Genomic DNA, 26,077 nt, shown 5'->3' with positions numbered 1-26,077 from the left:
TGTTCGAAGGTGAACGCCGTAGGTGAACGCGAAAGGCGATTCCACGTCCACCCACAGCGACAGGGTGGCCGCCGCGCCGGCTCAGCGGCGGGACACTTCAACCCCCACACTCGTACGCCCGTACCGGACGGTCGCGCGGTACCCGGGCTCGACGACGACGCGATCGAAGCGACCGGTGACTCGCCGAGCCCGCAGCACCGTGCCGCCATGCCCGTCGACGCTCAGCACGCTGCCGTGCCCCAGGACGACGTCGCCGGCCACCACGAGCGGGTGACCCGACACGGCCAGCGTGCTCGCCGACTGCCGGTACTCGCCGCGAAGCCGCAGCGCCGCCGCCACCCGCAGCGTGCCACCGGCCAGCACGACGTCGCCGCCGCCCAGCGCGTCGTCCGATCCCGCGATCAGCGTGCCGTCGGCCACCGTGGTCCCGCCGCGATACGAGTTGTCGCCGGTCAGCGTCAGCGACCCGGTGCCCGACTTGATCAGGCCGCCGCGTCCGTCGATGTCGTTGCGCCACGCGTCGGCCGCGGCGAAACCGCGGGCTGACGCGTCGAGGGAAACGTGTACGTCCTGGTCGAACGACCCGTAGCCGTCCGCGGCCGCGAACAGGTCCAGCCGTCCCCAGTTCTCCGGGCCGTCCAGCAGCGGATGACCCGCCGGCAACGCCGTGGTCCGCAACACTTCCCGGCGCTGCGCCGCGGACAGATACGGCTGCCGGGTCTCGAGGAGCACCTCGGCACCCGCCGGCACGGTCATCGGCGCGGTCGAACGGCCACGCGGCAGGTCGTAGGTGAGCTTCGGCGCCACGAGACGGCGGTTGGCGGCCCGATCCGCGTACCGGTCGGTGCGGGTGGTGCCACTATGGGCGTACGCGAAAAGGTCATCGCTCGCCTGGGACCTGAGGTATTCGCCGGCCTGCTCGTGCGCCTTGCTCTTGAGATCGGCGTTGGCCGGGTCGCTGAGGATGGCGGCGGCCAGCGCGGTCGCGAGGATCCGGCCGCCGAGCACGTCGACCGGCGAGTGCATGCCGGCCACGATCCTCGACTCGCTCAGGTCGAACGCCGCGGTGACGAGCTCTTGAAAACGTTCCGGGATCGCGTACGCCAAGGCGAGCGCGGCCAGGTGGAAAGCATTCGTGTGGCCGCTGGGGAAACCCCCGTCGCTGGCCGGGTCGAGGCTGCGCTGGCGTAGCAGTTGCGGCGCGACCACCACGTCGGAGTCGTAGACCGGGAACCCCAACGCGTCGACCTTGCCGGTGTCGACCACTTTGCTGTCCTCGCGCATGCGCCACGGACGCGGGTAGTTGTAGGCGGACTTCGCCGGATTACCCGAGGAGAACGAGCCGCGCAGCGTGTTCACCAGCGTCACGACCTGGCCCAGGGCCGAGGTGGTGGAGCCGGCGCCGAGGGCCGATCCGGGCGCGGCGTCCGCGGGCACCACGTCGTCGATCGTGGTGGGCGGCGTGCCCGTGGGAGCACTCGTGATGCTGGTGACGGCGAGCGAACCGGCCTTGAAGATCGGGTCGAGCGGACCGAGCCCGCTGATCGCCCCGTAGCTCTGGTTCTGCCGGTCGTGGATGAACGCGTCCGCGGCCTCGGCGTCGGTGCGGTGCGTGGTGACCTGGGCGGCGTACCGCATGCTCCGGCGCAGCACGACCGAGTCGAGCACGGTGCCGTTGTTCCAGGCCGTGCCGGTACGCCAGAGGCGCTGGAAGTCGTCGAGGATGCGGACCGCGGCGTTCGTGTCAACGGTCTCGTTGGCCGCGACATTGGTCCGGTAGTCGTCGATGAAGGCCTTGCCGGTTGCCGTGGCCGGGGCGGCCGCGGCGGCGCTCGCGCGACCGGTGAGCAGCGACGGAACCGCGAACCCGGCGGTGGTGGTGGCCGCGGCGCGCAACAGCGCCCGGCGGCTCAGGAAGATCGAGTCAGACACGCGGCGATCGTTTGCCGCGAGAATGACGCACAGACGAACTTCTCCGGTCCGATCATTGAAGCTTCATCCAACGGGCATGCGCATGTGGAGGCCCACCTGACCCGCCGCGACAGCTAGCGAACGGCTACGCGATAGCGGCGATGTTCCCATCGTCGAAGTAGATCGCCTGGTGCAGCCGTCCGCCGAGGGCGGCGGCGTAGCGGGCGAGCACGTCCTGCCCGGAAATCTTGCCCTGCTCAATCTGCGAGATGCGGCCTTTGGTGACGCCCATACGGTCGGCGACCTGCTGCTGGGTCAGTCCGCGGTCGCGGCGGATCTGCGAGAGGCGGTGCCCCACCACCGTGGCGAGCAGTTCCTGCTTGCCGGCCTCGAAGGCCTCTTCGCCCCCGGCTTCCTCGACGTAGGCGCTGCGGATGTCGCTCCAACGCGTGTAGCCGCTCATAGCGTGCCCTCCTCCTCGGCGCGTTCTTTCAGATAGGTCTGGTACCGGTGTTCGGCCAGGGGGATGGCTTCCTCATACCACTTGTTCCACAACTCAGCTTTGTCGCCAATGACCAACAGAATGCTTGCACGCCAGGGGTCGAAGGCGAACAGGATGCGCACGGTGCCGGGGCGCAGCTCCTTCAGGTTGGCGATTGAAGAGCCGCGGATCGAGTCGACCAGCGGCCGACCGAGGCCCGGGCCGGCCTCGGCCAGCAGGTCGATGGCCTGGGCGATGCGGACGCGAGTCGCTGGGTCGAGCCTGCCGATCCAGTCGCGGACCTCGTCGACGACGTAGATGTCCCATTCATCGCGTGGCATCGGGCGAGTTTAGCATATGCTAAACGTTCCGAGTGCTGGACCGCCGGCCGAAGTTAGTCCGGCCGGCGGGTCTGGGCGGGTGGCTACGGCCTCGTCAGCAGGCAGCCCGACTTATTCAGGTCGATCGTTCGCGTGCTGGTCAGGCACGTGTTGAACCAGTACGTCTCCTGGCCGTAACTCTGCCCCTGATGCGCCGTCGTCGTGCCGTTCGCGTTCACCTCGCACGGGTTGTTCAGCGTGCACATCTGGCCGTTGTCGTTGCCCGTGTTGTTGATGCCGACGATCTGGCCCGTCGCGGTGTCCACAATGGGTGAGCCGGACGTGCCGTGGATCGTGTCGCAGTTCACGTCGTAGCGGAGCGAGTCGTGCCAGGTCCACACGTCCTCGCGCAGCGTGCCGACGAAGCCGTCAATCTTGCAGTTCCAGATGCGTTTCCAGTAGCCCGACGGGATGCCGATCGTCGCGCCGTTCGCCGGATGGGCGGCCGACAAGGTGTACGCCACCGCACCGTACTGGCTCTGCAACGTCGAATAGGTGCTGGTCAATCGGTAAAGGGTCACGTCCGTGCCGGTCATCGTCGCGTACAGGACGCGGTCGGCCCGCACCGTCGTGACCGCTCGCCCGGCACTGTTGAGAAGCGTGCCCGACCGGCTGCTCGTACGGTTCTGCAGCACCTGCCCGGCGGAGAGGAATCCACCCTCGTAGCAGTGCCCATTGGTGAGCATCATGGCCCGGTCCGAACTGACCGAGCTCGCATAACGCACCAGCGACGCCGAGCAATTGCTCAGCGCGATGGTGTTGGCGAGGGTGGGTGTGACGGCTGCCTGGGCGGGAGCCGGCCCGACGAGGACGGCGGTGACGGCCGCGATCGCGGTGCCGACGGCCGCCAATGCCCGACGAAAACGCATGACGATCCCTTCTGCCGGGCGGCGAGCAGCCGGTCGAGGGGACCCACCGCCGAGATGACGGCGCGACGAGCCGGATTACCGCCCGCCGCGCCGGAATAGCCGTACCCTCGCATCGGCGTGAATCAATGTCAACGAGCGGACGTGGGGATCATCCAATCCAGAACCGGCGTGCCCTGCAGCGCCACCAGCACACACATGATGAGTAGCAGGAGCAGGCTCCACCCGACCACCCGCCGGAAGATGTCGCCCTCCTTGCCGGCCATGCCCACCGCGGACGCCGCGATCGCCAGATTCTGCGGACTGATCATCTTCCCCAGTACGCCACCGGACGAGTTCGCCGCCGCCAGCAACAGCGGATCGAGACCCGCCTTTGTGGCCGTCTGCACCTGCAACGCCCCGAACAGCGCATTGGCCGACGTGTCCGAGCCGGTCACCGCCACGCCGATCCATCCGAGAATCGGGGAGAGGAACACGAAGAATCCACCGGCCTGTGCCAGGAACTCGCCCAACGTATTGGTCTGGCCCGATTGGTTCAGCACGTACGCCAACGCCAGCACCGCCATCACCGTGACGATCGCATAGCGCAGATCCACATACGTTTTCCGGTACGCCCGTAGCGCCGCCCGTGGCCGGATCCGCAACACGATCGCGGTGAGAATGCCGGCCAGGATCATCAGGGTTCCGGCCGCGGGCAGCCACCCGAGCGCGAACGTCGTCGACGACAGCGGCTTGCCGTTGGCGCCCAGCACGTCCAGCCCCGGCCAATGGAACGTCACCGTCCACGGCGAGGAGGCGAGCGCGTCCTTGACCGCCCCGATGTTCGCGATCGAGAAGATGGCGATGATGATCAGGTACGGGGCGTAGGCGCGCACCACCTCGGCCGGCGGATCCCGGTGCTCGACGACGGCGACCCGGCCACCGCCACGGCCACGGCCGCCACCGGCCGCGACGGGCTCCCGCGGCGCGGACCCGGGAGAAGAGCCGGACGGCCCGGACGCCCCGGACGGCCCGGACGCCCCGGGCGGCCCGGACGTGTCGGACGGCGCCGACGACCAGCCGGCGGACGCTGGAGCTTCCGATGGTGGCGCGGCCAGATCCGGCGAAGCCGACGGCCGCCACACCCGCAACAACAGCACGACCGCCGCGGCCGACACCAGCGACGCCACGATGTCGGTCAACGGCACCGAGATGTAGTTCGACGCGATGAACTGCGCCACCGCGAAGATGAACCCGGCCACCACCGCGGCCGGCCACGTCTGCCGCACCCCGCGACGCCCGTCGATCACGAAGACCAGCACCAACGGCACGATCACCGCGAGTACGGGTGTCTGCCGGCCGACCATCGCACCGAGCGTGTCCGTGTTCAATCGCGGATCGTCACCGGCACCCGACGCGACCGTGCCCAGCGTCACGATCGGCGTGGCCAACGCTCCGAACGCGACCGGCGCGGTGTTCGCGATCAGTGCCACGGCGGCGGCTTTGATCGGCCGGAAACCGAGCGCCATCAGCATCACCACGGTGACCGCCACCGGCGTACCGAATCCGGCCAGAGCCTCCAGCAGCGCACCGAAGCAGAAGGCGACGATGACCGCCTGGATCCGCATGTCCGGGCTGACCCGTTCCATCGATCGGCGCAGCACGTCGAAATGACCGCTCACGACGGTCAGGTTGTAGACCCAGATCGCGTTGATGACGATCCACAGGATCGGGAAGAAGCCGAACGCGGCGCCCTCGCTCGCCGACAGCAGGGCCTGCCCGACCGGCATCGAATACACGACGATCGCCACCACCAGGGCGACCACCAGGGAAATCACGCCGGCGAGCCACGCTCTCATGCGCAGGACGCCGAGCAGGAGGAAGAGGGTGAGCAGGGGGAGAACCGCGAAGATCGCCGAGACGCCCACCGAGTCGCCGACGGGGTCGGTCACGATCCGGAACTGTTCGAGCATGGTCGCCATCCAGATGCGTCGATATTCAGATCTTCATATTTGCGCACCGGCGTACAAAAAGGAACCACCCCCCGACGACGCTGTTTATCGGACGCGCCGGACGAGGCATGGCAACTGGGGCGACCATCTCAACACCGGGCGCCCGGCCCGCTAAGAAAATCGTTATAGCCGCCGACAGGACCGGAAAGCCTGCGAAGGTGGTGGACTGTTGCTTCTGCGCCAGGTGGACGAATGGGTCGATGCGGAACTTCCCCGGCTTAACCAGGCGATTCTCGATGGCGCTATCCCGCCCGGATCCCTCGCCGGACAAGCCCGTGAGGTGCTGCTTCCCCGGCTCCCGTCGATCACCCGGCTCAGCCGGGACGAGGCCCGCCGGCTCGTGGTCCGCCTGGGCTTCCTGGGCGCCTCGGTGGCCCGGCACTACCAGGAATGGACGCCCGGCGGGAAAGAGCTGCCGGAACGCGCCTTCGACGGATTACCGGCCGGTAGCGACGAGATCCCGTTCCGGCACTACTTCGCGGCGCTCGCCGAGCACACCGGCGACGGCCACTACGGGCGGGACAGCTACGCGTCGCTGGTCCGCTGGAACGTCGGCACCATCGAGGTGCGGCGCGGCGACGAGGTGCTGTCCGTCCTGCCCGGCGTCTTCGACGACCGCCACGTCCGCAGCTACACCGGAACGTCCGGCGAGGAACGCTTCTTTGTGCTGGTCAAGCAGGGTGAGGCGATCGAGCTCGCGGTCAACGAGGTGCTCGAACCCCTCACCCACGACGGCGCCGGCCTGGTGGGTGAGCATGCCGTTTGCCGCGTACGCCTCGCCGCCGACCTGATGATGGCGCTCCGCAAGCTGTTTCTCGACTTCGCCGTGTTGCCGCCCGAGCGCAGCATGCCGCCGGAGCAGTTCATGGACGTGTTCCGGCAGTTCGCGGTGCACTGGACCGTCGGCGACATCCCGCCCAGCGGCGCGCTCGACCCGGAGGCGCTCAAACGGGACTTCCTGCTCGGCATCGCCATCCCCGGCTACGAGCACAACGTGCGCCGGCTCTTCCCCGCGCTGCTGTCCCGGGAACGCACGACCATCGAGGACCTGATGGCCCGGGACACGCTGCCGTTTCGCCTGCTCACCGGGCTCGGCATCGACCCGGGCGAGCTCCGTGCCGCCCCGCCCGCGCGGCTGCGCCAGCTGCTCGGCGAGGACCCCGCCCTGGCGGACTGGTACCGGTTGCTCACCGCGCACGCCCGAGCGGCCGGTGCGCATCTGATGCTGAGCAAGAAGTTCCTGTTCAAGCCGCAGCGGCGACGCGACGAGGCGGGTGCCGGCGACCGGCGGCTGGTGTCCAACCGGTCCGGTACCACCGGCATGAACGAGACGTACCTGGAGCGGCTGACCCGGGCGCGCCAGGACCACCCGCTGGCCCCGCTGCGCGCCGTAGTGGCCGATTTCCCCCAAATCAACCGCTGCGACGGCGTACGGTCGCATCCTGAGCTGATCTCGGTCGCCCTGGTGGGCTGACGTGGGCGGGGGAGCGGCGATGAGGGCGCGATGAGCACCGGGACGGCGGGCGGCCGACCCCGCGTCGAGGTCGGTCACGAGCAGCTGATGGCGCTCATCGACCACACCTCCGCGGTGATCTACATGCGCGACGCCGACGGCCGTTACCTGCTGGTCAACCACGAGTACGAGCGGCTGTTCCGGCTGCGTCGCGAGGACATCGTGGGGCTCACCGACCATGATCTCTTCCCGCGGCCGATCGCGGACGAGTTCCGGCACAACGACCTCGAGGCGATCGCGCGCGGTGTGCCCGTACAGGTGGAGGAGGAGGCGCCCGGCGAGGACGGCTTGCACACGTACGTGACCGTCAAGTTTCCGCTGCATGATGAGGTCGGACGGGCGTACGCGGTCTGTGGCATCTCGACCGATATCACCGAGCGCAAGCGCGCGGAGGAGGAGGTGCGCCGGCTCAACGACGAGCTCGAGATGCGGGTCCGGCAGCGCACCGCCGAGCTGGAGGCGTCGACGCGTGAGCTGGACGCGTTCGCCTATTCGGTCTCGCACGATCTGCGCGCCCCGCTGCGTTCGCTCGAAGGCTTCAGCCAGGTGCTGCTGGAGGACTACGCGGAGGAGCTCGACGAGGACGCGCAGGGCTATCTGCGGCGCATCCAGGCCAACGTCGGGCGGATGGCCCAGATGATCGACGACCTGCTGCATCTGTCCCGGGCCACCCGTTCGCAACTGCGGCGCGAGCACACCGATCTGAGCGCTCTGGCCCGCGAGGTCGCGCACGAGCTGGCCACCACCGAGCCCGGCCGTACGGTCGAGTTCCGCATCCCGGACGGGCTCAGCACCCAGGGCGATCCGCACCTGATCCGTCTCGTGCTGCAGAACCTGCTCGGTAACGCGTTCAAATTCACCGGGCATCGCTCGGACGCGACGGTCGAGGTCGGATCGCTGGTGCGCGACGGCGTCGAGATTTTTTCCGTACGGGATAACGGTGCCGGTTTTGACATGAAATATGCCAGTAAAATGTTTGATCCGTTCCAGCGACTGCACGCGGCGAGCGAGTTTGAAGGCTCCGGGATCGGCCTCGCGATCGTGCACCGCATCATCACCCGGCACGGCGGTCAGATCCGCGCCGACGGCGTGCCCGGCGAGGGCGCCACCTTCCTGTTCAGCCTGACCCCGTCCCCGGCCGACTGGGAGATCCGATGAGCGACAGGCCGATCCTGCTGGTCGAGGACAGCCCCGACGACGTGCTGCTCACTCGGCGGGCCTTCAAGAAGAACCACATCCGAAACGCGATCGTGGTCGCCTCCGACGGTGCCGAGGCGCTCGCTCACCTGCTGCCCGAGGACGGATCCGAGGGGCTGCATCCCGCGCTGGTGCTGCTCGACGTGAAGCTGCCCAAGGTCGACGGTCTGGAGGTGCTGCGCCGGATCCGCGACGACGAACGCACCTGCCACCTCCCGGTTGTCGTGCTGACCACGTCCAATGAGGAGCGCGACATTGTCACCAGTTATCGGCTGGGCGCGAACAGCTTCGTACGAAAGCCGGTGGTGTTCGAGGAGTTCGTGGCGGCGGTGAACGCGTTGGGCGTGTACTGGTTGCTGATCCCGGCCGGTGCGCGATGACCACTTCTCCGGCGGCGTCTTCTCCGGCGGCTTCGCAGGCGGCTTCGCAAGCGGCTTCGTCGGCGGCTTCGTCGGCGGCCGAGGTGCACGTGCTCGTGGTCGACGACAACGACGACGACGCCGTGCTGATCATCCGCCGTCTCACCCGGGCCGGGCTGCCGGTCACCTACGCGCGAGCCGACTCCGCCGCCGACCTCGCCGACGCGCTCGCCACCCGCACCCCCGACGTGGTCATCTGCGACTACAACATGCCCGGGCTGCGCGCCGAGGATGCGCTCGACCAGGTACGCCGGCACGACGCCGACATTCCGCTGCTGCTCGTGTCCGGCCAGGTCGGCGAGGAGACCGCGGCCGCGATGATGCGCGCCGGTGCCCGCGACTTCGTCCTCAAGGACCGCCTCGCCCGGCTCGCCCCCGCGGTGCAGCGCGAACTGCACGAGGCGGCGGAACGGCGGCACCGGCGGCGCGCGGAGGAGGCGTTACGGGAGAGCGAGGAGCGGTTCCGGTTGCTCGCCGAGCACGCCCACGACGTCATCTTCCGGTACCGGCTGGACCCGCCCGGCTTCGAATACCTCAGCCCCGCCGTCGAGTCGATCACCGGATATCCGCCGGAACAGTTCTATGCGGACCCCGGCCTGATCTTCCGGCTGGTCGACCCGGCCGACCAGGGCGCGCTCGAACAGTCCTGGTCGTCGCCGCAACCCGGCACCCTCGCGATCCGCTGGCACCGGCGCGGCGGCGGCCCGGTGTGGATCGAACAGCGGGCCAGCGCGGTCGAGGGCCGCGCCGTCGAGGGCATCATGCGCGACATCACCGAGCGGGTCCGCGCCGAACAGGACCGCGCCGAGATGGAACAGCAACTGCGCCAATCCGAACGTCTCGACTCGCTCGGCCAGCTCGCCGGCGGGATCGCGCACGACTTCAACAACATCCTGGCGGTCATCTCCGGGTACGCGGCGATGCTCAGCGAGGAGCTGGAACCGCACGGCTCGCTGCACGCCGACGCGCAGGCCATCGAACAGGCGGCCGCGCGCGGCAGCGGACTCACCCGGCAGCTGCTCATCTTCAGCCGCCTGGAACCGTCGCGCCCCGAGACGCTCGACCTCAACGTGGTGGCCGCCGACATGCAACGCCTGCTGGCCCGCACGCTCGGCGAGGACATCGAGCTCACCACCATGCTGAGCCTCGACCTGCCACCCATCGTGATGGACCGGTCCAAGCTCGAACAGGTGCTGATGAACGCGGTGATGAACTCGCGGGCCGCGATGCCGCACGGGGGCCGGCTCACGATCGAGACCGGCGTGGACGGCCCGTACGTGACGCTGACCATCACCGACAACGGCAGCGGCATGCCGGCCGAGGTGGCGGCGCGCGCCTTCGAGCCGTTCTTCACCACCAAGGGCCGCGGCAAGGGCACCGGCTTGGGCTTGGCGACCGCGTACGGGGTGGTGACCGACGCCGGCGGCACGATCAGCCTGGAGTCCGGAGTGGACCGGGGCACTACCGTGCGTGTCTGCCTGCCCGCCGCCGCGGTCGCCTCTCCCGCCGCACCTCTCGCGGCCAAGGGCGCCTCCACACACGGCGGCGGCCGGCGCATCCTGGTGGTCGAGGACGAGCCCGGCGTACGCGACATCGTCGTCCGCATCCTCACCAAGGCCGGCTTCCACGTACGGGCGGCGCCCGACCCGCAGGAGGCGCTGAAGCTGTGCGCCGCGGAAGACTTGCAGCTAGACGCCTTGCTGACGGACGTCATCATGCCCGGGATGTCCGGCACCCAGCTCGCCGCCGAGCTGCGCCGCACCCGCCCCACGCTGCCGGTGCTGTTCATGTCCGGCTACACCAGCGGCCCCGCCCCCGGCGGCCAGGAGATGCCGGCCGACGCCCCGCTGCTGCACAAGCCGTTCCAGACCGAGCAGCTCCTGGCCGCGCTGAACCAGCTGCTGGCAGGCGCTCCGAATCACCGTGGGTAGGCTTCTTTTTATGAAACCACCCGCCAGCCATGCCGACCTGCTGGAGAAGCCGCTGTACGCCCACGTGGCAACCGTCCGCACCGACGGCGGCCCGCAGTCGAGCCCGATGTGGTTCGACTGGGACGGCACCCACATCCGCATGACGCACACCAGCAAGCGCCAGAAGTTCCGCAACTTGGAGCGCGACCCGCGGATCGCCCTGTCAATCATCGACCCGGCGGACCCGCTGCGCTCCATCGAGGTCCGAGGCACCGTAACAATCACCGAGGACGACGCGACGGCGTCGTTCTACCAGGGCTTACAGCACCGCTACGGCATCGTCTACCCGATCGACGACGCCGACGTCCGCATCATCCTGTCCGTCACTCCCACCAAGCTCATCCTGGTAGAGGGCGGCGGAATCGTAGGCGTGGTCTCGTAGCACCGCCGGCGCCAAGAAGCCGGGCGCGCCGCCAAGCCGGGCGCGCCGCCAAGCCGGGCGCGCCGCCAAGCCGGGCGTGCCGTCCCTGGCATAACGTGCGGGCGTGCCGTCAATCCGGGGCGTGCTGTGAAGCCAGGCGTGCCGTCAACCTGACCTCACGCATATCCGATATTTCCGGCGGACTGCGGGCCGGAGATGGCCGAGCGATCTGCGGAAGGCGCTGCGGCTTCTGGCTATGTCGAGGTGGCCGGGCGTGGGTAGCGCATCGCGATTTCGGTCCGCCATGGCAGCGTGGTCGCCGACAACCATAAGCGGCGCCGATCACGCTTTCTGAGTCCTGCTCTAGTAATATTCGCATATATCCGATATTTCCCCAATGTATTCCTGTCCGGATTCGCCGACCGGGCCATGCGGCACCATGTCTACGGTTGCGGTCGTTTGCGGGCAGCCTTGGTGCCACCATTTGGGACAGGTGACCGCTATCTAGGACCGGCTCCCACATCGTGAATCCGCTTCCGCGATGTGGGATTTTCATCCACTGTGGAGACTGATTTCTCCTTCGGTGAGGCTTTTGTTCACGGGCTTTTGGTGGCTCGACGTGAACCTTGGAGAGTTGTGGTTCATATGTGGGCGCAACTCTCCAAGGTCTGCAACGGATCCACGATGCGGTAGCGATATCCACATAGTGGGAGCGTCAAGCGGCCGCCGAGCGGCGATGGCATCCCGAGGTGTCGTGGGCGGCCGGGGCTTGGTGGTGGCGCGCGTTGTGAGGTGGCTGGACGGCGATGGCATCCGAGGTTTCGTGTGCAGCCGAGGAGCCTGGCGGCGGTGGGCGTTTGTGAGGTGGCTGAGCGGCGACGGCCGCCGAGCGTGTCTTGCACCCGCCGGGACTGGCGGCAGCGAGCGTAACCCGGCAGCCGCGCCGCCATGGCAGCCCAGCGCAACCACAACCGCCGCGCAACCGGCGGCACCTCGCGCGCCCCCGACGCGCACGTCGCGGTCATGCCCCCGACCTGGACGTCGCGGCCACGCCGCTGACCTGCACATCGCGGTCGCAGCGCTGACCTGCACGTCGCCGTCGCGCCGCTGACCTGGACGTCGCGGCCACGCCGCTGACCTGGATGTCGTGGTCGCGTCGCTGACCTGGATGTCGTGGTCGCGTCGCTGACCTGGATGTCGTGGTCGCGTCGCTGAGCTGGATGTCGTGGTCGCGTCGCTGAGCTGGACGTCGCGGCCACGCCGCTGACCTGCACGTCGCGGATGCCGCCTGAGGGCGCGACCGCCGTCGCCACTGGTCACGTGACGTGGCGTAGGGCGGTCAGGCCGTTGACTCTGGTGGTTCCGGCCTCGGTGCCGGTCGCTGTGTCCAGCCAGGTCACCGCGTTGGGGGCGCCGGCGTACAAGCGCGCCCCGTCCGCCGACAACGCCATCCCCTGCACGCCGCCCGGCAGCGTCCAGCGGGCCTTCACCCCCGGTGACGCCTTCTCGAGGACCGTCACGGAGCGTCCGGCGGCCGCCATCACCCGGCCGTCGGGGGACAGCGCCAACCCGGCAGGCCCGGACCGCACCGGGAACGGCACCTCCGTCACGCTTTGCAGCGTCAGGTCGGTCGTCGAGGCGTACGCGAGGGAACCTGAACTGGCGTCCAGGACCGCGATGTGCCGGTCGTCGGCCGCCAGAGCGTAGGCGGACGGCGGGCCCGAGCCGAACGGATGCGGCAAATCCAGGCAGTACGCCCAGCGCAGCATCAAGTGGAGACAGTGGACGAACGCGTGCACGTCCGCGCGCGTCCCGGCCAGCAGGTTTCGCGTGTGCTGGTGGCCGGGCTGGTGCGTGTACAGCGTGTAGAGCATCTGGCGGTCGGCGGACAGCACGGCCTGCCTGCCCTCCCCGCGCATCTCCTCCTCGGCGCCGGGCGGAATCGGCAGCTTCTCGCGTGTCCACAGTGGCTCAAGCGAACCCGTGGTGAGGTTCAGCAGGCGCACACGGTAACGGTCGGGCGCGGTCGGTGGCAGCCAATCCAGCACGAACAGGCCGGTGCCGTCCTGGGTGAAGGCGTCCGGCTCGATGGTGCCCGATAAATCGAATGTTCGTTCGCCGAGAGGACCGGCGATCAGCAACGGGGTGCGGCCGCCGGCCCGCGGTCGGGTCAGCGCGCAGGACCGGCCGTCGTCGGAGACCACGCGCGGTACCCATCCGCCCCCGAGCGTCGTGCTGCGGACGGGTGCACCGGCCACCGAGTCGAGCTGGAGCAGACCCGTGTCGCCGGACCGCGCGTAGACGAACCGGCCGTCCCGGCTCGCCTCGGCGACACCTAGTCCGCGGACCCCGGCGGCGTCGATCCGGGCCAGGCCCTGCCGGGTCGAGGCGAGCAGGACATCCCGTACGCCGGTGGGAGCGGCCGAAACGACACGCTCCCGGCATCCGGCCAGCGCCGCCGTGGCGACGACGCCGCCGAGCAGGGTTCGTCTGGTCATCATGTCCGGTCGACACCGCGTACGAAGGAAAGGTTCCCGGAACCATTCCGCGATTGGCGGTGTCCATGCAATGTCGGTGCTGATGGAGGTGGCGAGGCTGGACGAGTCCGGCGAACTGACCGACGCGGTCGCGGTCAGCCGTGCCCGCGCGGGCGACCTGGCGGCCTATGAGGTCCTGGTCGCCCGCTACACCGTGCCCGCGCACCGGGCCGCCGTGCTGCTCGGCGCCGGCGACGACGCGGACGACGTCGTGCAGGAGGCCCTGGTGAAGGCGTATCGCCAGTTGTCGCGGTACCGCGGCGAGTCCGGCTTCCGACCGTGGCTGCTCGCGATCGTCGCCAACGAGACCCGCAACCTGCACCGCTCCCGCAAACGCCGGGAGGGCCTGGTGTTGCGCGCCGCAACCGGAGGCGGTCCGGAGGCCGACGTCCCGGATCCGGCGTACGAGGCGATCGCCCACGAACGCCGCGCGCAACTCGTCGAGCAGCTGCGCCGGCTCGCCGACCGGGACCGTGACGTGCTGGTCTGCCGGTTCCTGCTGGACCTGTCGGAGCAGGAGACGGCCGCGGCGCTCGGGGTGGCCAAGGGCACGGTCAAGTCACGTACCGCCCGCGCGCTGGCCCGGCTGCGGGAGCTTCTGCCGGTGGGGGAGGTGCCCGGTGCCTGACGACGAGCTCATCGCCGAACTGCGCGGCCTGGGCACCTTCCTGGAGGTGCCGGACGCGGCCGATCAGCGGGCCGCGGTGCGGGACCGTCTGCGCCGGTCGGTGCGGCAGCGCCGGCGCGTACGCGGGTGGATCGCCGCCGTCGTCGCGGCGGTGGCCGGCACGATCGTCGCGGTGGCTCCGGCCCGGGCCGCGGTCGTCGACGTGGTCGGCGGTCTGCTGCGGGCGGCCGGCATCGAGGTGAACCAGGAATCCGCGCCGCTGCCCGCCCATCCGAGCCCGCTGCCGTCGCTGCGGAGCACAGCGTTGGACGAGGCGCGGCGGGTCGCCCTTTTCCCGGTACGCGTCCCCGCGGCGCTGGGCGCACCGGACCGGGTGCAGTTCGCCGATCAGGACGCGTCCGGCGCTCCCCGCGTGGTCACGTTGATCTATCGCGGCGGTGCGGTGCGGCTCGATCAGTTCGACGGGCGGGTGGAGTTCTCATTCCTGAAGACGACGCCCGACGCCGAGCCGGTCATCCTGAGCACCGACGTGCTGGGGGCGTGGCTGCCCAAGCCGCACGCGGTCACCTACGTCGGACGGGACGGGCAGCAGCACACCGAGACCGCCCGGCTCGCCACCCCGACGCTGATCTGGATCGACGGGTCGGTGACCTATCGGCTGGAGGGACTCACCAATCTCGATGAGGCGCGGGCGGTGGCGCTGTCGCTGCGGTAGGCCGGATGAGGCGCAGACGGTGGCGCTGTCGCCTGCGGGGTGGCCTGATCATCCCACTGCACTTGGCCGGATCGGGCGCGGGCGGTGGCGCTGTCGTTGCCGGAATCCGAATCAGGCGTGGGCCAGCAGTGCCACGGCCGGCATCGTTTCGCCGGTTGCGGGCCGCACCGTCAGGGCATCGGCCGCCTCCCGGCGCAGGCTTTCGCGCGCCCGGGCGGCCAGCTCGGCGTCGTGCCGCACGGCGAGTTCCACCCCCATGCTTTCCTCGTACGCCTCCCGCAGGTGAGCAGCCGCGGCCTGGCGCACCGCGAGATCCTGCTCGAGCGGGTGCAGCCGGGCATCCCAGCCGCCCCGCCCGGCGAGTGCGTCGGCCACCGCGCCGGCGGGCAGCTCGCCACGCCCGGCGGCGGCGGTGACCACCCGATGCAGATATGTCTCGCGCGCCGCGTATTCGCTCGTGGTCCGCGGCGACCACGGCGTGCCCCAGGCCGCCGCCGCGCGGGCCGCACGCAGCCGCTCATCCGCGTCGAGCCACGCGTACCAGGCGGTCTCCCGGTCGTGCTCGGCCCGCTCCCAGTGTTCCTGCCAGCGGTCGGCGGCCAGCGAGGCCCGGTCGGCCGCGGCCCGCACCTCGTCGGCGTACCGGTTGGCCTGCCGGGCGTCTTCGTCGCGGCGGCGGCGGTGCTCACCGCGCTCGCGGACCATGTCGACGATGTCGCGCAGCGCCCGCCGCGGACTGCGCACCCCGTGCGGACTGCCCAGCAACAGCAGCGCCGGCAGCGTCAGAACCATCAGAACCGCCCAGATCGCCGCCGGGGCCGGCTCGTTCAACAGCATGTTCGCAACGATGTTCATGAAAGAATTCCCGCCCGTGTTCGAAGGTCTGCCGGCCACACCCGATCGAGGCGCGCGCGGGCGCCTCAGCGAGCGGCGGGCGGGGCGCGCGAGCCGGCCGGGCCGGTGACGCGCTGGCTGCGAAGAACGCGGGTGGTGTCGGCGACGACGGTGCCGGACTGGTCGTCGAGTGTGGAGCTCGCCTCGCTCGTCGCGGCGGCCGGGGGATCGGCCTGGACGAGGGCGGAATGGGTGAGCGGACGGGCATCGGGGCCGGCGACCGCAGCGGTGGCCCGCGGGGCGACGAAGAGCGCCACCAGCAGGGCGATGAGGGCAGGAAGCGACCGCACCACGATGCGCCGGTCGGTCGATGCCACGGCGTTACCGTATCGATCCGCCGCCACAAGCGCAGGTCGGCACGCCGACGCGGGCCAAAAAAGGATCGGTGCCTGGACATAGAAGGACCGGCACCCACGGGGGAAGGTGCCGGTCCGTACGCGAAGATTACACCCCTTGCCGGGTCGATGTCATCTGGGAGCATTTACAACTGTTTACGGGGATGTGGTCCTCGTTACTGTCGGTTCATTGCCGTCGCAGGTGACGGTCATCGTGAGTTGGGTCTTGCCGCGCCGAAATATGACGAACGCGGCCGCCGCCGGACCGGGGTCAGAGTCGTCGATCTTGTAGGGCGGCGTTGCCGAAACGTCGAGAATCCGCGCGGCTCCAGGGGTGGGGCAAGATGCCTGGATCGAGCCGGCTTCCGCGGAGAACGTGCGAACCGGTGGCGACGCGCGAGTGGGCGGCGGCGGGCTCGACGGCGACTGTGACGCGGACCGCTGCGGTGCCGACGGCGAGGGAGTGCCCAGCGTCACGGTCTTGGTGACCACTCTCGCCCCGCCGGGCACGAGGATCACGTTGGTCGGCTTGATGTCGCGGTGCACCAGGCCCTGCGCGTGCGCGGCCGCCAGCCCGGCCGCGATCGACGTGCGGGAATAGCGGGCCGCGCGTTGCTGCTCACTACCTTGCACGAGAGGAGCAACGCAGGTGCCCAGCACGACGACGGACTATTACGAGATCTTGGGTGTGCCGCGGGACGCGTCGCAGCCGGACATCCAGCGGGCGTACCGGAAGCTGGCCCGGCAGTGGCATCCGGACGTGAACGCCGACCCCGAGGCGGAGGAGACGTTCAAGCGCGTCAACGAGGCCTACGAGACGCTCTCGAACCCGAAGAAGCGGGCCGAGTACGACGAGCCGCCGGCCGCGCCCGGGATCCGCCTGGAGGACCTGTTCGGCGGCCTTTTCGGTGGCTTCGCCTCGGCGGTCGCGGACATCCAGGTGGGGCTCGAGCTGAGCGTCGAGGAGTCGTACGCCGGTGGGCCGCGCCACTTCACGCTGCGTACCCTGAGCGGGATCCGCGAGATCGACGTGGAGTTGCCACCGGGCATCGCCGACGGTGACATGGTCCGGGTGCCGGCCGGCGAGGGTGAGCAAGGCGACGTCTACCTGGTGATCCAGCTCATCCCGCACGAGCGGTACCTGATCGAGGGCCGCGACGTCACCGTCGAACTGCCGGTGGCGCCCTGGGAGGCGGTGCTCGGCGCGAAGGTCCCGGTCGAGACTCCCGGCGGCGTTTTTGACGTACGCGTCCCGGAGGGTTCCGCATCCGGACGGCGGCTGCGGCTGCGCGGCAAGGGCTTGCCGAACCCGCGCGGTGGTGCCGGCGACCTCTACGCGGAGCTGAAGGTCGTGGCCCCGCGGAAGCTCTCCAAGGCGGACCGCGAGCTGTGGCAGAAGCTGGCGGAGACATCGGACTTCAACCCGCGCTGACGGGTTGTCCACTTCGCGTCATGTCGTCTCTGCGGCAGCGCGAGCAACTGTCGGGAGGACATCGGCCGGCTTAAGAATGCGTGTCGTCGCCTCGTCTGCGAGGTGGCGGCAACGCTAAGGAGCCGACCGTGTCCCCACCATCCCCGCGCATCACCGCAGTGTTCGCCGGAGTCCTGCTCGGAGCCGCAGCGCTTTCCCCCACCGCCGCCGCGGCCACCGTGAAGCCGGCCGGCCCGATTGCCGTCACCGGGCAGTCGGTCACCCTCATCACCGGCGACGTCGTCTCGCTTTCCCCGGCGGGTGACGGACGCTTCGCCGCCTCGGTGCGGCCAGGTCCGGGCCGGGCGAACATCAACTTCCAGACCATCGAGACCAAGGACGGCGTACGCGTCATCCCCGCCGACGCCGTGCCGATGCTCGCCGACGGCCGGCTCGACATGGAACTGTTCGACGTCCGGCACCTGATCGACGAGGGATACGGCGACGCCGCGAGCGCGACCCTCCCGCTGATCGTGCAGTCCCCGGCCGGTCTCTCGACGATGCGGGTGTCGGATTCCACGGCACTGCCCAGCATCGGGGCCGTCGCCGTGCGCCCGGGCAAGGACAGTCTCGCGGCGTTCTGGCGTACGCAGGCGAATGCCCGGGTCGCCGCCACGCAGAAGATCTGGCTGGATGGCAAGGTGACCGCGGCGCTGGACGGCAGCGCCGAGCAGATCGGCGCGCCCGCCGCCTGGCAGGCCGGTCTCGACGGCACCGGCGTGACCGTGGCCGTGCTGGACACCGGCATCGACGCCACGCATCCGGACGTAGCCGGGAAGATCGTCGGCGAGAAGGACTTCAGCGACAGCCCGGACATCGCCGACCACGTCGGCCACGGCACCCACGTCGCGTCGACGGTGGCCGCGGCCGGCGCGCATCCGGGTGTCGCGCCGGGCGCGAAGCTGCTCATCGGCAAGGTTCTCGACGACACCGGCAGCGGGCTCGAGTCCGGGATCATCGAGGGCATGCAGTGGGCCGCCGACCAGGGCGCCCGCGTGGTGAACATGAGCCTCGGCGGCGACCCGACCGACGGCACCGACCCGCTGGCCGCCGCGGTGAACGAGATCAGCGCGAGCAAGGGCACGCTGTTCGTGATCGCGGCCGGGAACTCCGGCGCGGACAACACGATCGGCTCGCCGGGATCGGCCGCGTCCGCGCTGACGGTCGGCGCGGTCGACGGCGACGACGCGCTCGCCGACTTTTCCAGCCGGGGCCCGCGCGTCGGCGACCACGGGCTCAAGCCGGAGATCACCGCGCCCGGTGTCGGCATCGTGGCGGCCCGGGCGGCCGGCACGACGATGGGCGACCCGGTCGACGACCTTTACACGAGCGCCTCCGGCACGTCGATGGCGACGCCGCACGTGGCCGGCGCGGCGGCGATCCTCGCGCAGCAGCATCCATCGTGGACGGGCGCGCAGCTCAAGAACGCGCTGGTCAGTACGGCGAAGACGGTGGCCGGGACGAGCGTGTACGGGCAGGGCGCCGGCCGGGTGGATGTGGCACGGGCCGTGACGCAGCGGGTCACCGCTACCGGCGTGGCGGACTTCGGGTTACGCGCGGTCGGCGAGAAGGCCAACACCCGCGCCGTGACTTACACCAATTTTTCCGAAAAATCGGTCACGCTGTCGCTTCAGGACGATCTCGCCGCGGTCGCCCCGGACGTGGCCACGGTGACCATCCCGGCGGGCGGCAGCACCAACGTCACCCTGACCTTCGATCCCGGCAAGTCGGATCAGGGCCAGTTCGGCGGCTGGCTGACCGCGACCGGCCCGGACGGCATCCGGCTGACCACCGCGATCGGCGGCACCCTGGACCTCCCGCACCGCAAGGTCACGCTGTCCGCCGTGGACCGTGACGGCAACCCCGCCGACGTGCCGGTGCTGCTGATGTTCGGCGACGACCCGCGCTTCGACGTGCTGGGCTCGATGTTCGCCGGCCAGCACCCGGTGCTCGAGGTGACCGAGGGCGATTACCTGCTCAACGCCTCGATCGGCACGGCCACCGAGGACACCCTCGTCACGATGCCCGAGCTGCACGTCGACCATGACATCTCGGTGGTGCTGGACGCGCGCAAGGCCAACCCGGTCACGATCGAGACACCGAAGCCGGCCGAGACGCGCACCGTCCTCAGCTACTACACGTACCGGGTGCTGGGCTCCGGGCGGGCCATCGCCAACGGATACCAGGACGCGAGCAACATCCAGCGGCTCAACGTCACGCCGACCGGCAAGGTGCGCCGGGGCAGCTTCGAGTTCTCGTCCCGGTGGCAGCTCGCGGCGCCGCTCAGCGAGGCGACGGTCGCGGGCGCGGCGGTGCCCCTTCGCCTGATGAACAACTCACCCGTCTTCCAAGGGACCAAGCGCTTCGACCTGGTGGCGGGGCTGGGCGGAGGCGTACGGGGGAAGGCCGTTGTCTTGCGGGCCGGGCCCGACGCCGACGAGTATTCGCTGGTCGCCGCTGCTGCCGAAGCCGGTGCTGCGGTGGCGGTCGTGGTGCGCGAACCCGGCATCCCGGCGGTGTCCGCGTGGACGCCGGCGGGGGAGCGGCTCGGTACGGTGGCACTGGTCGTCACGCACGACGAGGGCCAACGGCTGCTCACCAAGCGCGGCTCGCTCACGCTGACGCTCACGCCGAACACCCCGTATCTCTACGACGTCTTCCAGGTCGCCCACGATCGCGTGCCGCAGCACATCGTCTACCGGGTGACCGCGGCGAACTCGCAGCGGATCACGGCACGGTACGCGGACAACGGCGGGCTCGACTGGGCGAAGGAGCAGCGGTTCGGCTGGCGTCCGTGGCAGGACTACGCGTGGAACGACACCGATCGCTATGTGCGGACCCCGTCCGTACGCGAGGAATGGGTCTCCACCGGCGACACCATTTGGCAGCATCAGGTGCACCACGCGTATCCGGAGAACTTCATCGGCGGCCCGCTGGACGGCGGCGTGGTGGAGGAGCCGGTCTCGTACCGGACGGCCGGCACGTCGACGGATACCTGGTACGGCCCGGTCGTACGGCCGGCCGGCTCCGGCAGCACCCGCACCGGGAACGTGCTGAACCTGCGCATCGCCCAGTATGTCGACGGCACCGGCAAGCACTCGCTGATCCGTCCGGTGGGCGGTGACAGCACGGCGTCGGCGCGGTTGTATCGCAACGGCACGTTACTCACCGCATTGCCGGACGCGTGGCAGGACGTGACGGTGCCGAGGGGGGACGCCGCGTACCGGCTGACGCTGTCGACCAGCCGCGGCGGCGCGGAGTGGATCTACGGAACGTCCACAACCACCGAGTGGTCCTTCCGGTCGGCTCGCTCCGGCTCGCTGCCTTTGCTCCAGATCTCGTACGCGGCCCCGGTGGCGCTGGACGGCACCGCAACCTCCCGGGCGCACCTGCTGGGCGTCTCGGTTCCAGGTGCCCATTCGGTACGCGTCGAGGTGTCCTCGGACGCCGGTGCGCACTGGACGACAGCGCCCGCGGTGGGTTCGAAGTTCCTGGTTCCGGCCGGCCACGGGAAGGTCTCGCTGCGGGTCACGGCCGACGATCGGGCCGGTGACAGCGTGCGGCAGACGGTGCTCTCGGCGTACGGGCGGTCCTGAGGGTTTCCTTATAACCAGCCGCGTTTGCCGGCCTGGAAAGCGAGCCCCGCCCTGGTGTCGACGCCGGCCACCGTCATCAGACGGTCGAGCCGGCGTTGCACCGTGCGGCGGCTGACACCGAGCTGGGTGGCGATCGACTTGTCCGGCATGCCGGCGACGAACAGCGACAGCAGCAGCTTGTCCGGGTCGTCCCGGTCGTCGGCCAGCAGCGGCGTGGCACGCTCCCAATAGGACTCGAAGAGTGCCTTGAGCGCGTCGAGCAACTCACTCGACCGGATCAGCGCGGCGCTCGGCTCGCCCACGCCGCGCGACGCGTCCGGCACCAGCGGGCAGATCGCCAGCGACCCGTCCGCGATGGCCAGCCGCACCGGCAGCGCCGGCAGCGTCCGGGAGTGCTCACCGAGTTTGACGGCCTCGACGATGCTGTCCAGCTCGCCCGGCTTCTCCAGCAGCTCGAGCTCGTAGATGGCCCGGTACCGGACGCCGCGTTCGAGGGCCGAGGTCTCCTCGGTGTTGTCCGGGCCCTGCATGGCAATCGGGTTGGCCCGGCAGAACCAGAGGATCTCCTCGCGGGCCGACTCCTGCATCTCGCGTAGCCGGTCCCGTAGGGCCGTCGCGCCGACGACGATCTCGACGAGGTGGTCGGCGTGCCGGCGGCGGGTGTTGCTGCGGTATTCGTCGCTGAGCGCGGCGACCATCTGCCGCGCCGACTCCAGGGCCTGTTGCTCGCGGAGCAAGCGTTCGCCGAGCGCGACATCCGGCGGCAGCGCGTGAAACGGCGGGCCGGCGCTGGCCAGTCCCTTGCGGCGTAACGCTTCCAGGAGCTCGGCCGCTTCCGCCGCCGAGATGCCGGCCTGCCGGGCGAGCTCCGCCGGGCCGGCCCCGGCCAGCCGCACCAGCAGCCGGTAGGCGTGCTGTTCGGCGGCGCTGAGCAGCTCAACAACATCGGACACGCGACACAGGCTAGGAGCAAGTCGATCTCCCTCGGAAGGCCCACTGTAGGATTTGCCCGATTTGTCGGGCAAAGTGGGGTGTGACTGATGCGTAGGTCTTTCGTGATCACGGCCGTGGTCGTCGGCGTAACCGGGGTCCTGGCCGCACCGGCCGCCGTGCCCGCGATGGCCGCGCCGGGTGCCATGGCCGGGTCGGATGCCCGGGTCGCGCCGCCGAGCAAGCCGGCCGTGCTGAGGGCGCTGACCGACCCCGGCGCCGAGAGCTACCGCGACTGGAACGAGGCCCGCCTGCACCCCGATCGCCTGTCCGATTACCGCTTCATCTGGACCACCGACTACTGCACGGATGGCCCGGACCGGCCGATCGGCTTCGACTTCCGGCTGGCGTGCGCGCGGCACGACTTCGGCTATCGCAACTACAAGGCGATCGGCGGATTCGCCGCGAACCGGGCCCGGATCGATCGGGCGTTCCTCGCCGACCTGCGCCGCAAGTGCGCCACCTACGGGCTGCTGCTGCGGCCGGTCTGCTCGGTCCTGGCCGGCGTCTACTACCGCGCGGCCCGCCACTACGGCGCTCCGAAGGTGTCCCGGGCCGAGGTCCGCCGCATCGAGTCGGCGTCCAAAAGGGCCGCCGAAGACCGCGCTTCAAGATAGGCCTTGACGAATGTTACTCGCACGAGTAAAAAATTACTCGTGCGAGTAAACGACACGGTGACCACGGGGGCCCGACGGGCCCAGATCGTCCTGGCCGCGATCGACACGATCGCCGAGCTGGGCTACGGCAACGCCTCCTTCGCCCGCATCGCCAAGCGGGCCGGCATCAGCAGCACCCGGCTGATCTCCTACCACTTCGACGACAAGGCCGAGCTGGTCCGCGCGGTCGCCGGCGCCGTGCTGGCCGAGGCCGCCGACTACATGGGCAAGCGGCTGCGCGCCGCCACCACGCCCACCGAGCAGCTGACCGCCTACCTCGAGTCCAACCTGGAATTCATCGCGGAACACCCCACCGCGATCCGGGCGGTCGTCGAGATCGCCACCAACGCCCGCACCGACGACGGCCGCCCGCTGCTGCGCGCCGAGGACGTCGACGACCCGGTGTCCCGGCTGGCCACGCTTTTCCGCCAGGGCCAGGAGTCGGGCGAGTTCCGCACCTTCGATCCGATCGTCATGGCCGTTACCGTGCGTGCCGCCATCGACGCGGCCGCTTCCCGGACCGATCTCGACCCCCACGCGTACGGGCAAGAGCTTGTCGGCCTTTTCCTGCGCGCCACCCGGAAGGACCCCTCATGACCACGACAACCGCCCCTGCCAAGCCGATGAACCGTGCCGCCCTGCTGATCCCGATGGTCGTCGACTTCGGGCTGCCGCTGATCGTGTATTACGGCCTGCGCGCCGCCGGGGTGGACCAGTGGTGGTCGCTGCTGCTGTCCGCGGTCGTCCCGGTCGTCACCGTGCTGGTCAAGTTCGTCCGCACCCGCACCGTCGATTTCCTCGCCGTCTTCGTGTTGTCGGTGGTCGCGCTCAGCCTGGGCGTCTCGGCGATGACCGGGGACGCCCGCACGATGCTGATCCGCGACGCCTGGGGTGGCCTGCTCTTCGGCCTGGTCTCAGCATGGCTGCTGGCCTCGGTGTTCGTCGGGCGGCCGGCGCTGATGCTGCTGTTCCGGGCCTTCGTGCTCGCCAAGGTCGGTCCCGAGGGTTTACGCGACTGGGAGTCCAAGTGGGACACCGACGCGGAGTTCCGGCACGGCCTGCGGGTGCTGACCCTGGTCTGGGGCTGCGTCGGACTGGTCAACGTCGTCGTCACGCTGGCCGCCGCCTACCTACTGCCGCTCGACCTCGCGCCGGCCGTGCTCAACGCCAGCTGGCCGGTCCTGGCCGTGCCGACCCTGCTGTTCCACCTGTACTACACGAAGACGCGGGGGCTGCGCGCATGAGCGCCGACGTGATCGTCGCCGGGGCCGGCCCGACCGGGCTCATGCTGGCCGGTGAGCTGGCCCTCGGCGGCGCCCGGGTGGTGGTGCTGGCTTCCGCTCTCACCGTCACCGGCTGAGGGCGTACAGTTGCGGTGATTAAGGAGATCGCTGTGGCAGGTGACGACGACATCTCCGGGTGAGAGCCCGGAGGACCACCGCCGGCGCTGAACGCGCCGCGTGGCCATGTCGTCATTCCCGCACACCGATGGGCGTCGTCTCGCGCCCGGAAAAGGTCTCCTCAAGCATGTCTTCCATCGTTGGCACCAATCTGTCCTTCTCCTGGCCCGATGACACGCCGGTGTTCGACGGCCTGTCGTTCGCCGTGCCGGCCGGGCGCACCGGGCTCGTCGCCCCCAACGGCGCCGGCAAGAGCACGCTGCTCAAACTGATCGCGGGTGAGCTGACCCCCACCGCCGGAACGATCACCGTGGACGGTGTGCTCGGCTACCTGCCGCAGGACCTCCCGATGATCGCGGACCGCACGGTCGCCCGGGTCCTGCACATCGACGAGAAGATCGCGGCGCTGCACGCGATCGAGGCCGGCGATGCGAGCGAGGAGAATTTCGCGGTCATCGGGTCGGACTGGGACGTCGAGGAACGGGCGGGGTACGAGCTCGGCCGTCTCGGCCTGGCGGACGTCTCGCTCGACCGCGGGCTGGACACGCTCAGCGGCGGCCAGATCGTGTCGCTCGGGCTCGCCGCGCAGCTGCTGAAGAACCCGGACGTGCTGCTGCTCGACGAGCCGACCAACAACCTCGACCGCTCGGCCCGCGACCGCCTGGCGAACGCTCTGCAGGAGTGGAAAGGCTGCCTGCTCGTGGTCAGCCACGATCGCGACCTGCTCGACCGGATGGACCGCATCGCGGAGCTGGACGGCGGCGACATCGGCTGGTTCGGGGGCGGCTTCACGGCGTACGAGGAAGCGGTCCGCGCCGGGCGAGAGGTCGCCGAGCGCACCGTCCGGCACGCCGAGCAGGAGGTCAAGCGCGAGAAGCGGGAGATGCAGCAGGCGCGGGAACGCGCCGCGCGCCGGGCGAGCACGGCGTCGCGCAACCTGAAGAACGCCGGGCTGCCGCGGATCTTCGCGGGTCAGATGAAGCGGGACGCCCAGGAGTCGGCGGCCCGGCAGAACGATACGCACGCCAGCCGGCTCGGGGACGCCCAGAACAGGCTCAGCGCCTCGCTGGATCAGCTGCGCGACGATCAGCGGATCGTCGTCGATCTGCCGGACACCCGGGTGCCCGCGGGCCGCACGCTGTTCCACGCCGAGGGGATCACGGTCGGCGATGTGCTAACCGGCGTGGATCTGATCGTGCGCGGCCCGGAACGCATCGCGCTGACCGGTGCGAACGGCGCCGGGAAGACGACGTTACTGCGGGTGATCACCGGCGAGTTGGCCGCGGGCGGGACGGTCACCCGGGCCGACGGGCGCATCGCCTACCTGTCGCAGCGGCTCGACCTGCTCGATCCCGCGTTGACCGTGGCGGAGAACCTGGCGAGGTTCGCGCCGGAGCTGCCCGACGCCGAGCGGATGAACCGGCTGGCCCGCTTCCTGTTCCGCGGCGGCCGGGCGCATCTGCGGGCCGGCCTGCTGTCCGGCGGCGAGCGGCTCCGGGCCACGCTGGCCTGCGTGCTGTTCGCCGATCCGGCCCCGCACCTGCTGCTGCTGGACGAGCCGACAAACAATCTCGACCTGGTCAGCGTGGGTCAGCTGGAGGGTGCGCTCACCGCGTACGAGGGCGCGTTTGTGGTGGTCAGCCACGACGAGCGGTTCCTGCGCGAGATCGGGGTGACCCGGCGGCTGCGGTTGTCCGCCGGGAAGCTCCATAGTGACGATCGGTAATTGACGTCATACGCTAAGTGCCCGCGCACGCCCCCCGACA

The 26,077-nt window shown here is 70.0% G+C and carries 24 protein-coding genes; 14 read left to right on the top strand and 10 right to left on the bottom strand.

Annotated elements, in window-relative coordinates; translation table 11 throughout:
* Positions 1–81 precede the first annotated feature (81 nt).
* From HH310_RS44715 to HH310_RS06185, 5 genes are all read right to left on the bottom strand, one after another.
* Entirely contained in the window at positions 82–1,932 is a 1,851-nt protein-coding gene (locus tag HH310_RS44715) for a phosphatase PAP2 family protein (RefSeq protein ID WP_312033866.1), read from the bottom strand.
* Between the two features lie 124 nt (positions 1,933–2,056).
* Positions 2,057–2,374 carry a helix-turn-helix domain-containing protein gene (locus tag HH310_RS06200; RefSeq protein WP_169174449.1) on the bottom strand — a complete coding sequence of 106 codons (318 nt, stop codon included), beginning with the start codon at positions 2,372–2,374 and terminating at the stop codon, positions 2,057–2,059.
* Positions 2,371–2,733, bottom strand: coding sequence for a type II toxin-antitoxin system RelE/ParE family toxin (locus HH310_RS06195; RefSeq protein ID WP_169174448.1), 363 nt, complete (start codon positions 2,731–2,733; stop codon positions 2,371–2,373). Before HH310_RS06195 ends, HH310_RS06200 begins: the two co-directional genes overlap by 4 nt.
* 83 nt (positions 2,734–2,816) lie before the next feature.
* Complete coding sequence (locus HH310_RS06190) at positions 2,817–3,641, bottom strand: serine protease (protein WP_169174447.1); 825 nt, start codon at positions 3,639–3,641, stop codon at positions 2,817–2,819.
* Between the two features lie 128 nt (positions 3,642–3,769).
* Positions 3,770–5,599, bottom strand: coding sequence for an L-lactate permease (locus HH310_RS06185; RefSeq protein ID WP_169174446.1), 1,830 nt, complete (start codon positions 5,597–5,599; stop codon positions 3,770–3,772).
* A 199-nt stretch (positions 5,600–5,798) separates the two neighbouring features.
* Between HH310_RS06185 and HH310_RS06180 the strand changes: the two genes are divergently transcribed.
* The 5 genes from HH310_RS06180 to HH310_RS06160 are packed head-to-tail and all read left to right on the top strand — an operon-like array spanning position 5,799 to position 11,110.
* Positions 5,799–7,103: a hypothetical protein gene (locus tag HH310_RS06180; RefSeq protein ID WP_211191829.1), complete on the top strand. Its 1,305-nt coding sequence runs from the start codon at positions 5,799–5,801 to the stop codon at positions 7,101–7,103.
* A gap of 30 nt (positions 7,104–7,133) precedes the next feature.
* Positions 7,134–8,300 carry an ATP-binding protein gene (locus HH310_RS06175; protein ID WP_169174445.1) on the top strand — a complete coding sequence of 389 codons (1,167 nt, stop codon included), beginning with the start codon at positions 7,134–7,136 and terminating at the stop codon, positions 8,298–8,300.
* Positions 8,297–8,719: a response regulator gene (locus HH310_RS06170; protein WP_169174444.1), complete on the top strand. Its 423-nt coding sequence runs from the start codon at positions 8,297–8,299 to the stop codon at positions 8,717–8,719. Before HH310_RS06175 ends, HH310_RS06170 begins: the two co-directional genes overlap by 4 nt.
* On the top strand, positions 8,716–10,689 hold the full coding sequence (locus HH310_RS06165; protein WP_169174443.1) for a response regulator: 1,974 nt from the start codon (positions 8,716–8,718) through the stop codon (positions 10,687–10,689). The genes HH310_RS06170 and HH310_RS06165 overlap by 4 nt, the downstream gene beginning before the upstream one ends.
* Positions 10,690–10,699: 10 nt before the next feature.
* Positions 10,700–11,110, top strand: a complete 411-nt coding sequence (locus tag HH310_RS06160; RefSeq protein WP_169174442.1) for a PPOX class F420-dependent oxidoreductase — start codon at positions 10,700–10,702, stop codon at positions 11,108–11,110.
* Between the two features lie 1,295 nt (positions 11,111–12,405).
* On the opposite strand, the gene HH310_RS06155 is transcribed toward HH310_RS06160, so the two are convergent.
* A complete protein-coding gene (locus HH310_RS06155) occupies positions 12,406–13,590 on the bottom strand; it encodes a YncE family protein (protein ID WP_169174441.1) in 1,185 nt (394 codons plus the stop codon).
* A gap of 67 nt (positions 13,591–13,657) precedes the next feature.
* Here HH310_RS06155 and HH310_RS06150 point away from each other — a divergent pair, with 67 nt between their 5' ends.
* Both HH310_RS06150 and HH310_RS06145 read left to right on the top strand, forming a co-directional pair.
* Positions 13,658–14,254: an RNA polymerase sigma factor gene (locus HH310_RS06150; RefSeq protein WP_169174440.1), complete on the top strand. Its 597-nt coding sequence runs from the start codon at positions 13,658–13,660 to the stop codon at positions 14,252–14,254.
* Positions 14,247–14,969 carry a hypothetical protein gene (locus tag HH310_RS06145; protein WP_169174439.1) on the top strand — a complete coding sequence of 241 codons (723 nt, stop codon included), beginning with the start codon at positions 14,247–14,249 and terminating at the stop codon, positions 14,967–14,969. Before HH310_RS06150 ends, HH310_RS06145 begins: the two co-directional genes overlap by 8 nt.
* A 111-nt stretch (positions 14,970–15,080) precedes the next feature.
* Here HH310_RS06145 and HH310_RS06140 read toward each other — a convergent pair whose 3' ends face one another.
* From HH310_RS06140 to HH310_RS06130, 3 genes are all read right to left on the bottom strand, one after another.
* Positions 15,081–15,824 (bottom strand): hypothetical protein, encoded by a 744-nt coding sequence (locus tag HH310_RS06140; protein ID WP_169174438.1) that lies wholly within the window; start codon positions 15,822–15,824, stop codon positions 15,081–15,083.
* A gap of 65 nt (positions 15,825–15,889) precedes the next feature.
* Positions 15,890–16,180, bottom strand: coding sequence for a hypothetical protein (locus HH310_RS06135; RefSeq protein ID WP_169174437.1), 291 nt, complete (start codon positions 16,178–16,180; stop codon positions 15,890–15,892).
* A 174-nt stretch (positions 16,181–16,354) separates the two neighbouring features.
* Positions 16,355–16,831 carry a hypothetical protein gene (locus HH310_RS06130; protein ID WP_169174436.1) on the bottom strand — a complete coding sequence of 159 codons (477 nt, stop codon included), beginning with the start codon at positions 16,829–16,831 and terminating at the stop codon, positions 16,355–16,357.
* Between the two features lie 16 nt (positions 16,832–16,847).
* Between HH310_RS06130 and HH310_RS06125 the strand changes: the two genes are divergently transcribed.
* Positions 16,848–17,630, top strand: coding sequence for a DnaJ C-terminal domain-containing protein (locus tag HH310_RS06125; protein WP_169174435.1), 783 nt, complete (start codon positions 16,848–16,850; stop codon positions 17,628–17,630).
* Positions 17,631–17,758: 128 nt separating this feature from the next.
* On the top strand, positions 17,759–21,265 hold the full coding sequence (locus tag HH310_RS06120) for a S8 family serine peptidase (protein ID WP_169174434.1): 3,507 nt from the start codon (positions 17,759–17,761) through the stop codon (positions 21,263–21,265).
* A gap of 8 nt (positions 21,266–21,273) precedes the next feature.
* Here the strand turns inward: HH310_RS06120 and HH310_RS06115 are convergent, their stop codons facing one another.
* Positions 21,274–22,218 carry a helix-turn-helix domain-containing protein gene (locus tag HH310_RS06115; protein WP_169174433.1) on the bottom strand — a complete coding sequence of 315 codons (945 nt, stop codon included), beginning with the start codon at positions 22,216–22,218 and terminating at the stop codon, positions 21,274–21,276.
* An 87-nt stretch (positions 22,219–22,305) separates the two neighbouring features.
* On the opposite strand from HH310_RS06115, the gene HH310_RS06110 reads away from it, so the two are divergent.
* The 5 genes from HH310_RS06110 (at position 22,306) to HH310_RS06095 (ending at position 26,037) form a co-directional block, all read left to right on the top strand.
* Entirely contained in the window at positions 22,306–22,872 is a 567-nt protein-coding gene (locus tag HH310_RS06110; protein ID WP_211191828.1) for a phospholipase, read from the top strand.
* Between the two features lie 39 nt (positions 22,873–22,911).
* On the top strand, positions 22,912–23,508 hold the full coding sequence (locus tag HH310_RS06105) for a TetR/AcrR family transcriptional regulator (RefSeq protein WP_169174432.1): 597 nt from the start codon (positions 22,912–22,914) through the stop codon (positions 23,506–23,508).
* Complete coding sequence (locus HH310_RS06100; RefSeq protein WP_169174431.1) at positions 23,505–24,155, top strand: VC0807 family protein; 651 nt, start codon at positions 23,505–23,507, stop codon at positions 24,153–24,155. Before HH310_RS06105 ends, HH310_RS06100 begins: the two co-directional genes overlap by 4 nt.
* Positions 24,152–24,271 (top strand): FAD-dependent monooxygenase, encoded by a 120-nt coding sequence (locus tag HH310_RS43085; protein ID WP_396027494.1) that lies wholly within the window; start codon positions 24,152–24,154, stop codon positions 24,269–24,271. Before HH310_RS06100 ends, HH310_RS43085 begins: the two co-directional genes overlap by 4 nt.
* Positions 24,272–24,438: 167 nt before the next feature.
* Positions 24,439–26,037 (top strand): ABC-F family ATP-binding cassette domain-containing protein, encoded by a 1,599-nt coding sequence (locus HH310_RS06095; protein WP_169174430.1) that lies wholly within the window; start codon positions 24,439–24,441, stop codon positions 26,035–26,037.
* Positions 26,038–26,077 lie beyond the last annotated feature (40 nt).

Origin of the sequence: Actinoplanes sp. TBRC 11911 (genome assembly GCF_012933445.1) — a bacterium.
Lineage (GTDB): Bacteria > Actinomycetota > Actinomycetes > Mycobacteriales > Micromonosporaceae > Actinoplanes.
The sequence above is the reverse complement of the archived record's forward strand: the minus strand, read 5'-3'. Positions and strand labels throughout refer to the sequence as shown.

Coding starts and splice junctions, on each gene's coding strand:
- HH310_RS06200 (WP_169174449.1), bottom strand. CDS start 2,374: ATGAGCGGCTACACGCGTTGGAGCGACATCCGCAGCGCCTACGTCGAG.
- HH310_RS06195 (WP_169174448.1), bottom strand. CDS start 2,733: ATGCCACGCGATGAATGGGACATCTACGTCGTCGACGAGGTCCGCGAC.
- HH310_RS06190 (WP_169174447.1), bottom strand. CDS start 3,641: ATGCGTTTTCGTCGGGCATTGGCGGCCGTCGGCACCGCGATCGCGGCC.
- HH310_RS06185 (WP_169174446.1), bottom strand. CDS start 5,599: ATGGCGACCATGCTCGAACAGTTCCGGATCGTGACCGACCCCGTCGGC.
- HH310_RS06175 (WP_169174445.1), top strand. CDS start 7,134: ATGAGCACCGGGACGGCGGGCGGCCGACCCCGCGTCGAGGTCGGTCAC.
- HH310_RS06170 (WP_169174444.1), top strand. CDS start 8,297: ATGAGCGACAGGCCGATCCTGCTGGTCGAGGACAGCCCCGACGACGTG.
- HH310_RS06165 (WP_169174443.1), top strand. CDS start 8,716: ATGACCACTTCTCCGGCGGCGTCTTCTCCGGCGGCTTCGCAGGCGGCT.
- HH310_RS06160 (WP_169174442.1), top strand. CDS start 10,700: ATGAAACCACCCGCCAGCCATGCCGACCTGCTGGAGAAGCCGCTGTAC.
- HH310_RS06155 (WP_169174441.1), bottom strand. CDS start 13,590: ATGATGACCAGACGAACCCTGCTCGGCGGCGTCGTCGCCACGGCGGCG.
- HH310_RS06150 (WP_169174440.1), top strand. CDS start 13,658: ATGTCGGTGCTGATGGAGGTGGCGAGGCTGGACGAGTCCGGCGAACTG.
- HH310_RS06140 (WP_169174438.1), bottom strand. CDS start 15,824: ATGAACATCGTTGCGAACATGCTGTTGAACGAGCCGGCCCCGGCGGCG.
- HH310_RS06110 (WP_211191828.1), top strand. CDS start 22,306: ATGCGTAGGTCTTTCGTGATCACGGCCGTGGTCGTCGGCGTAACCGGG.
- HH310_RS06100 (WP_169174431.1), top strand. CDS start 23,505: ATGACCACGACAACCGCCCCTGCCAAGCCGATGAACCGTGCCGCCCTG.
- HH310_RS43085 (WP_396027494.1), top strand. CDS start 24,152: ATGAGCGCCGACGTGATCGTCGCCGGGGCCGGCCCGACCGGGCTCATG.
- HH310_RS06095 (WP_169174430.1), top strand. CDS start 24,439: ATGTCTTCCATCGTTGGCACCAATCTGTCCTTCTCCTGGCCCGATGAC.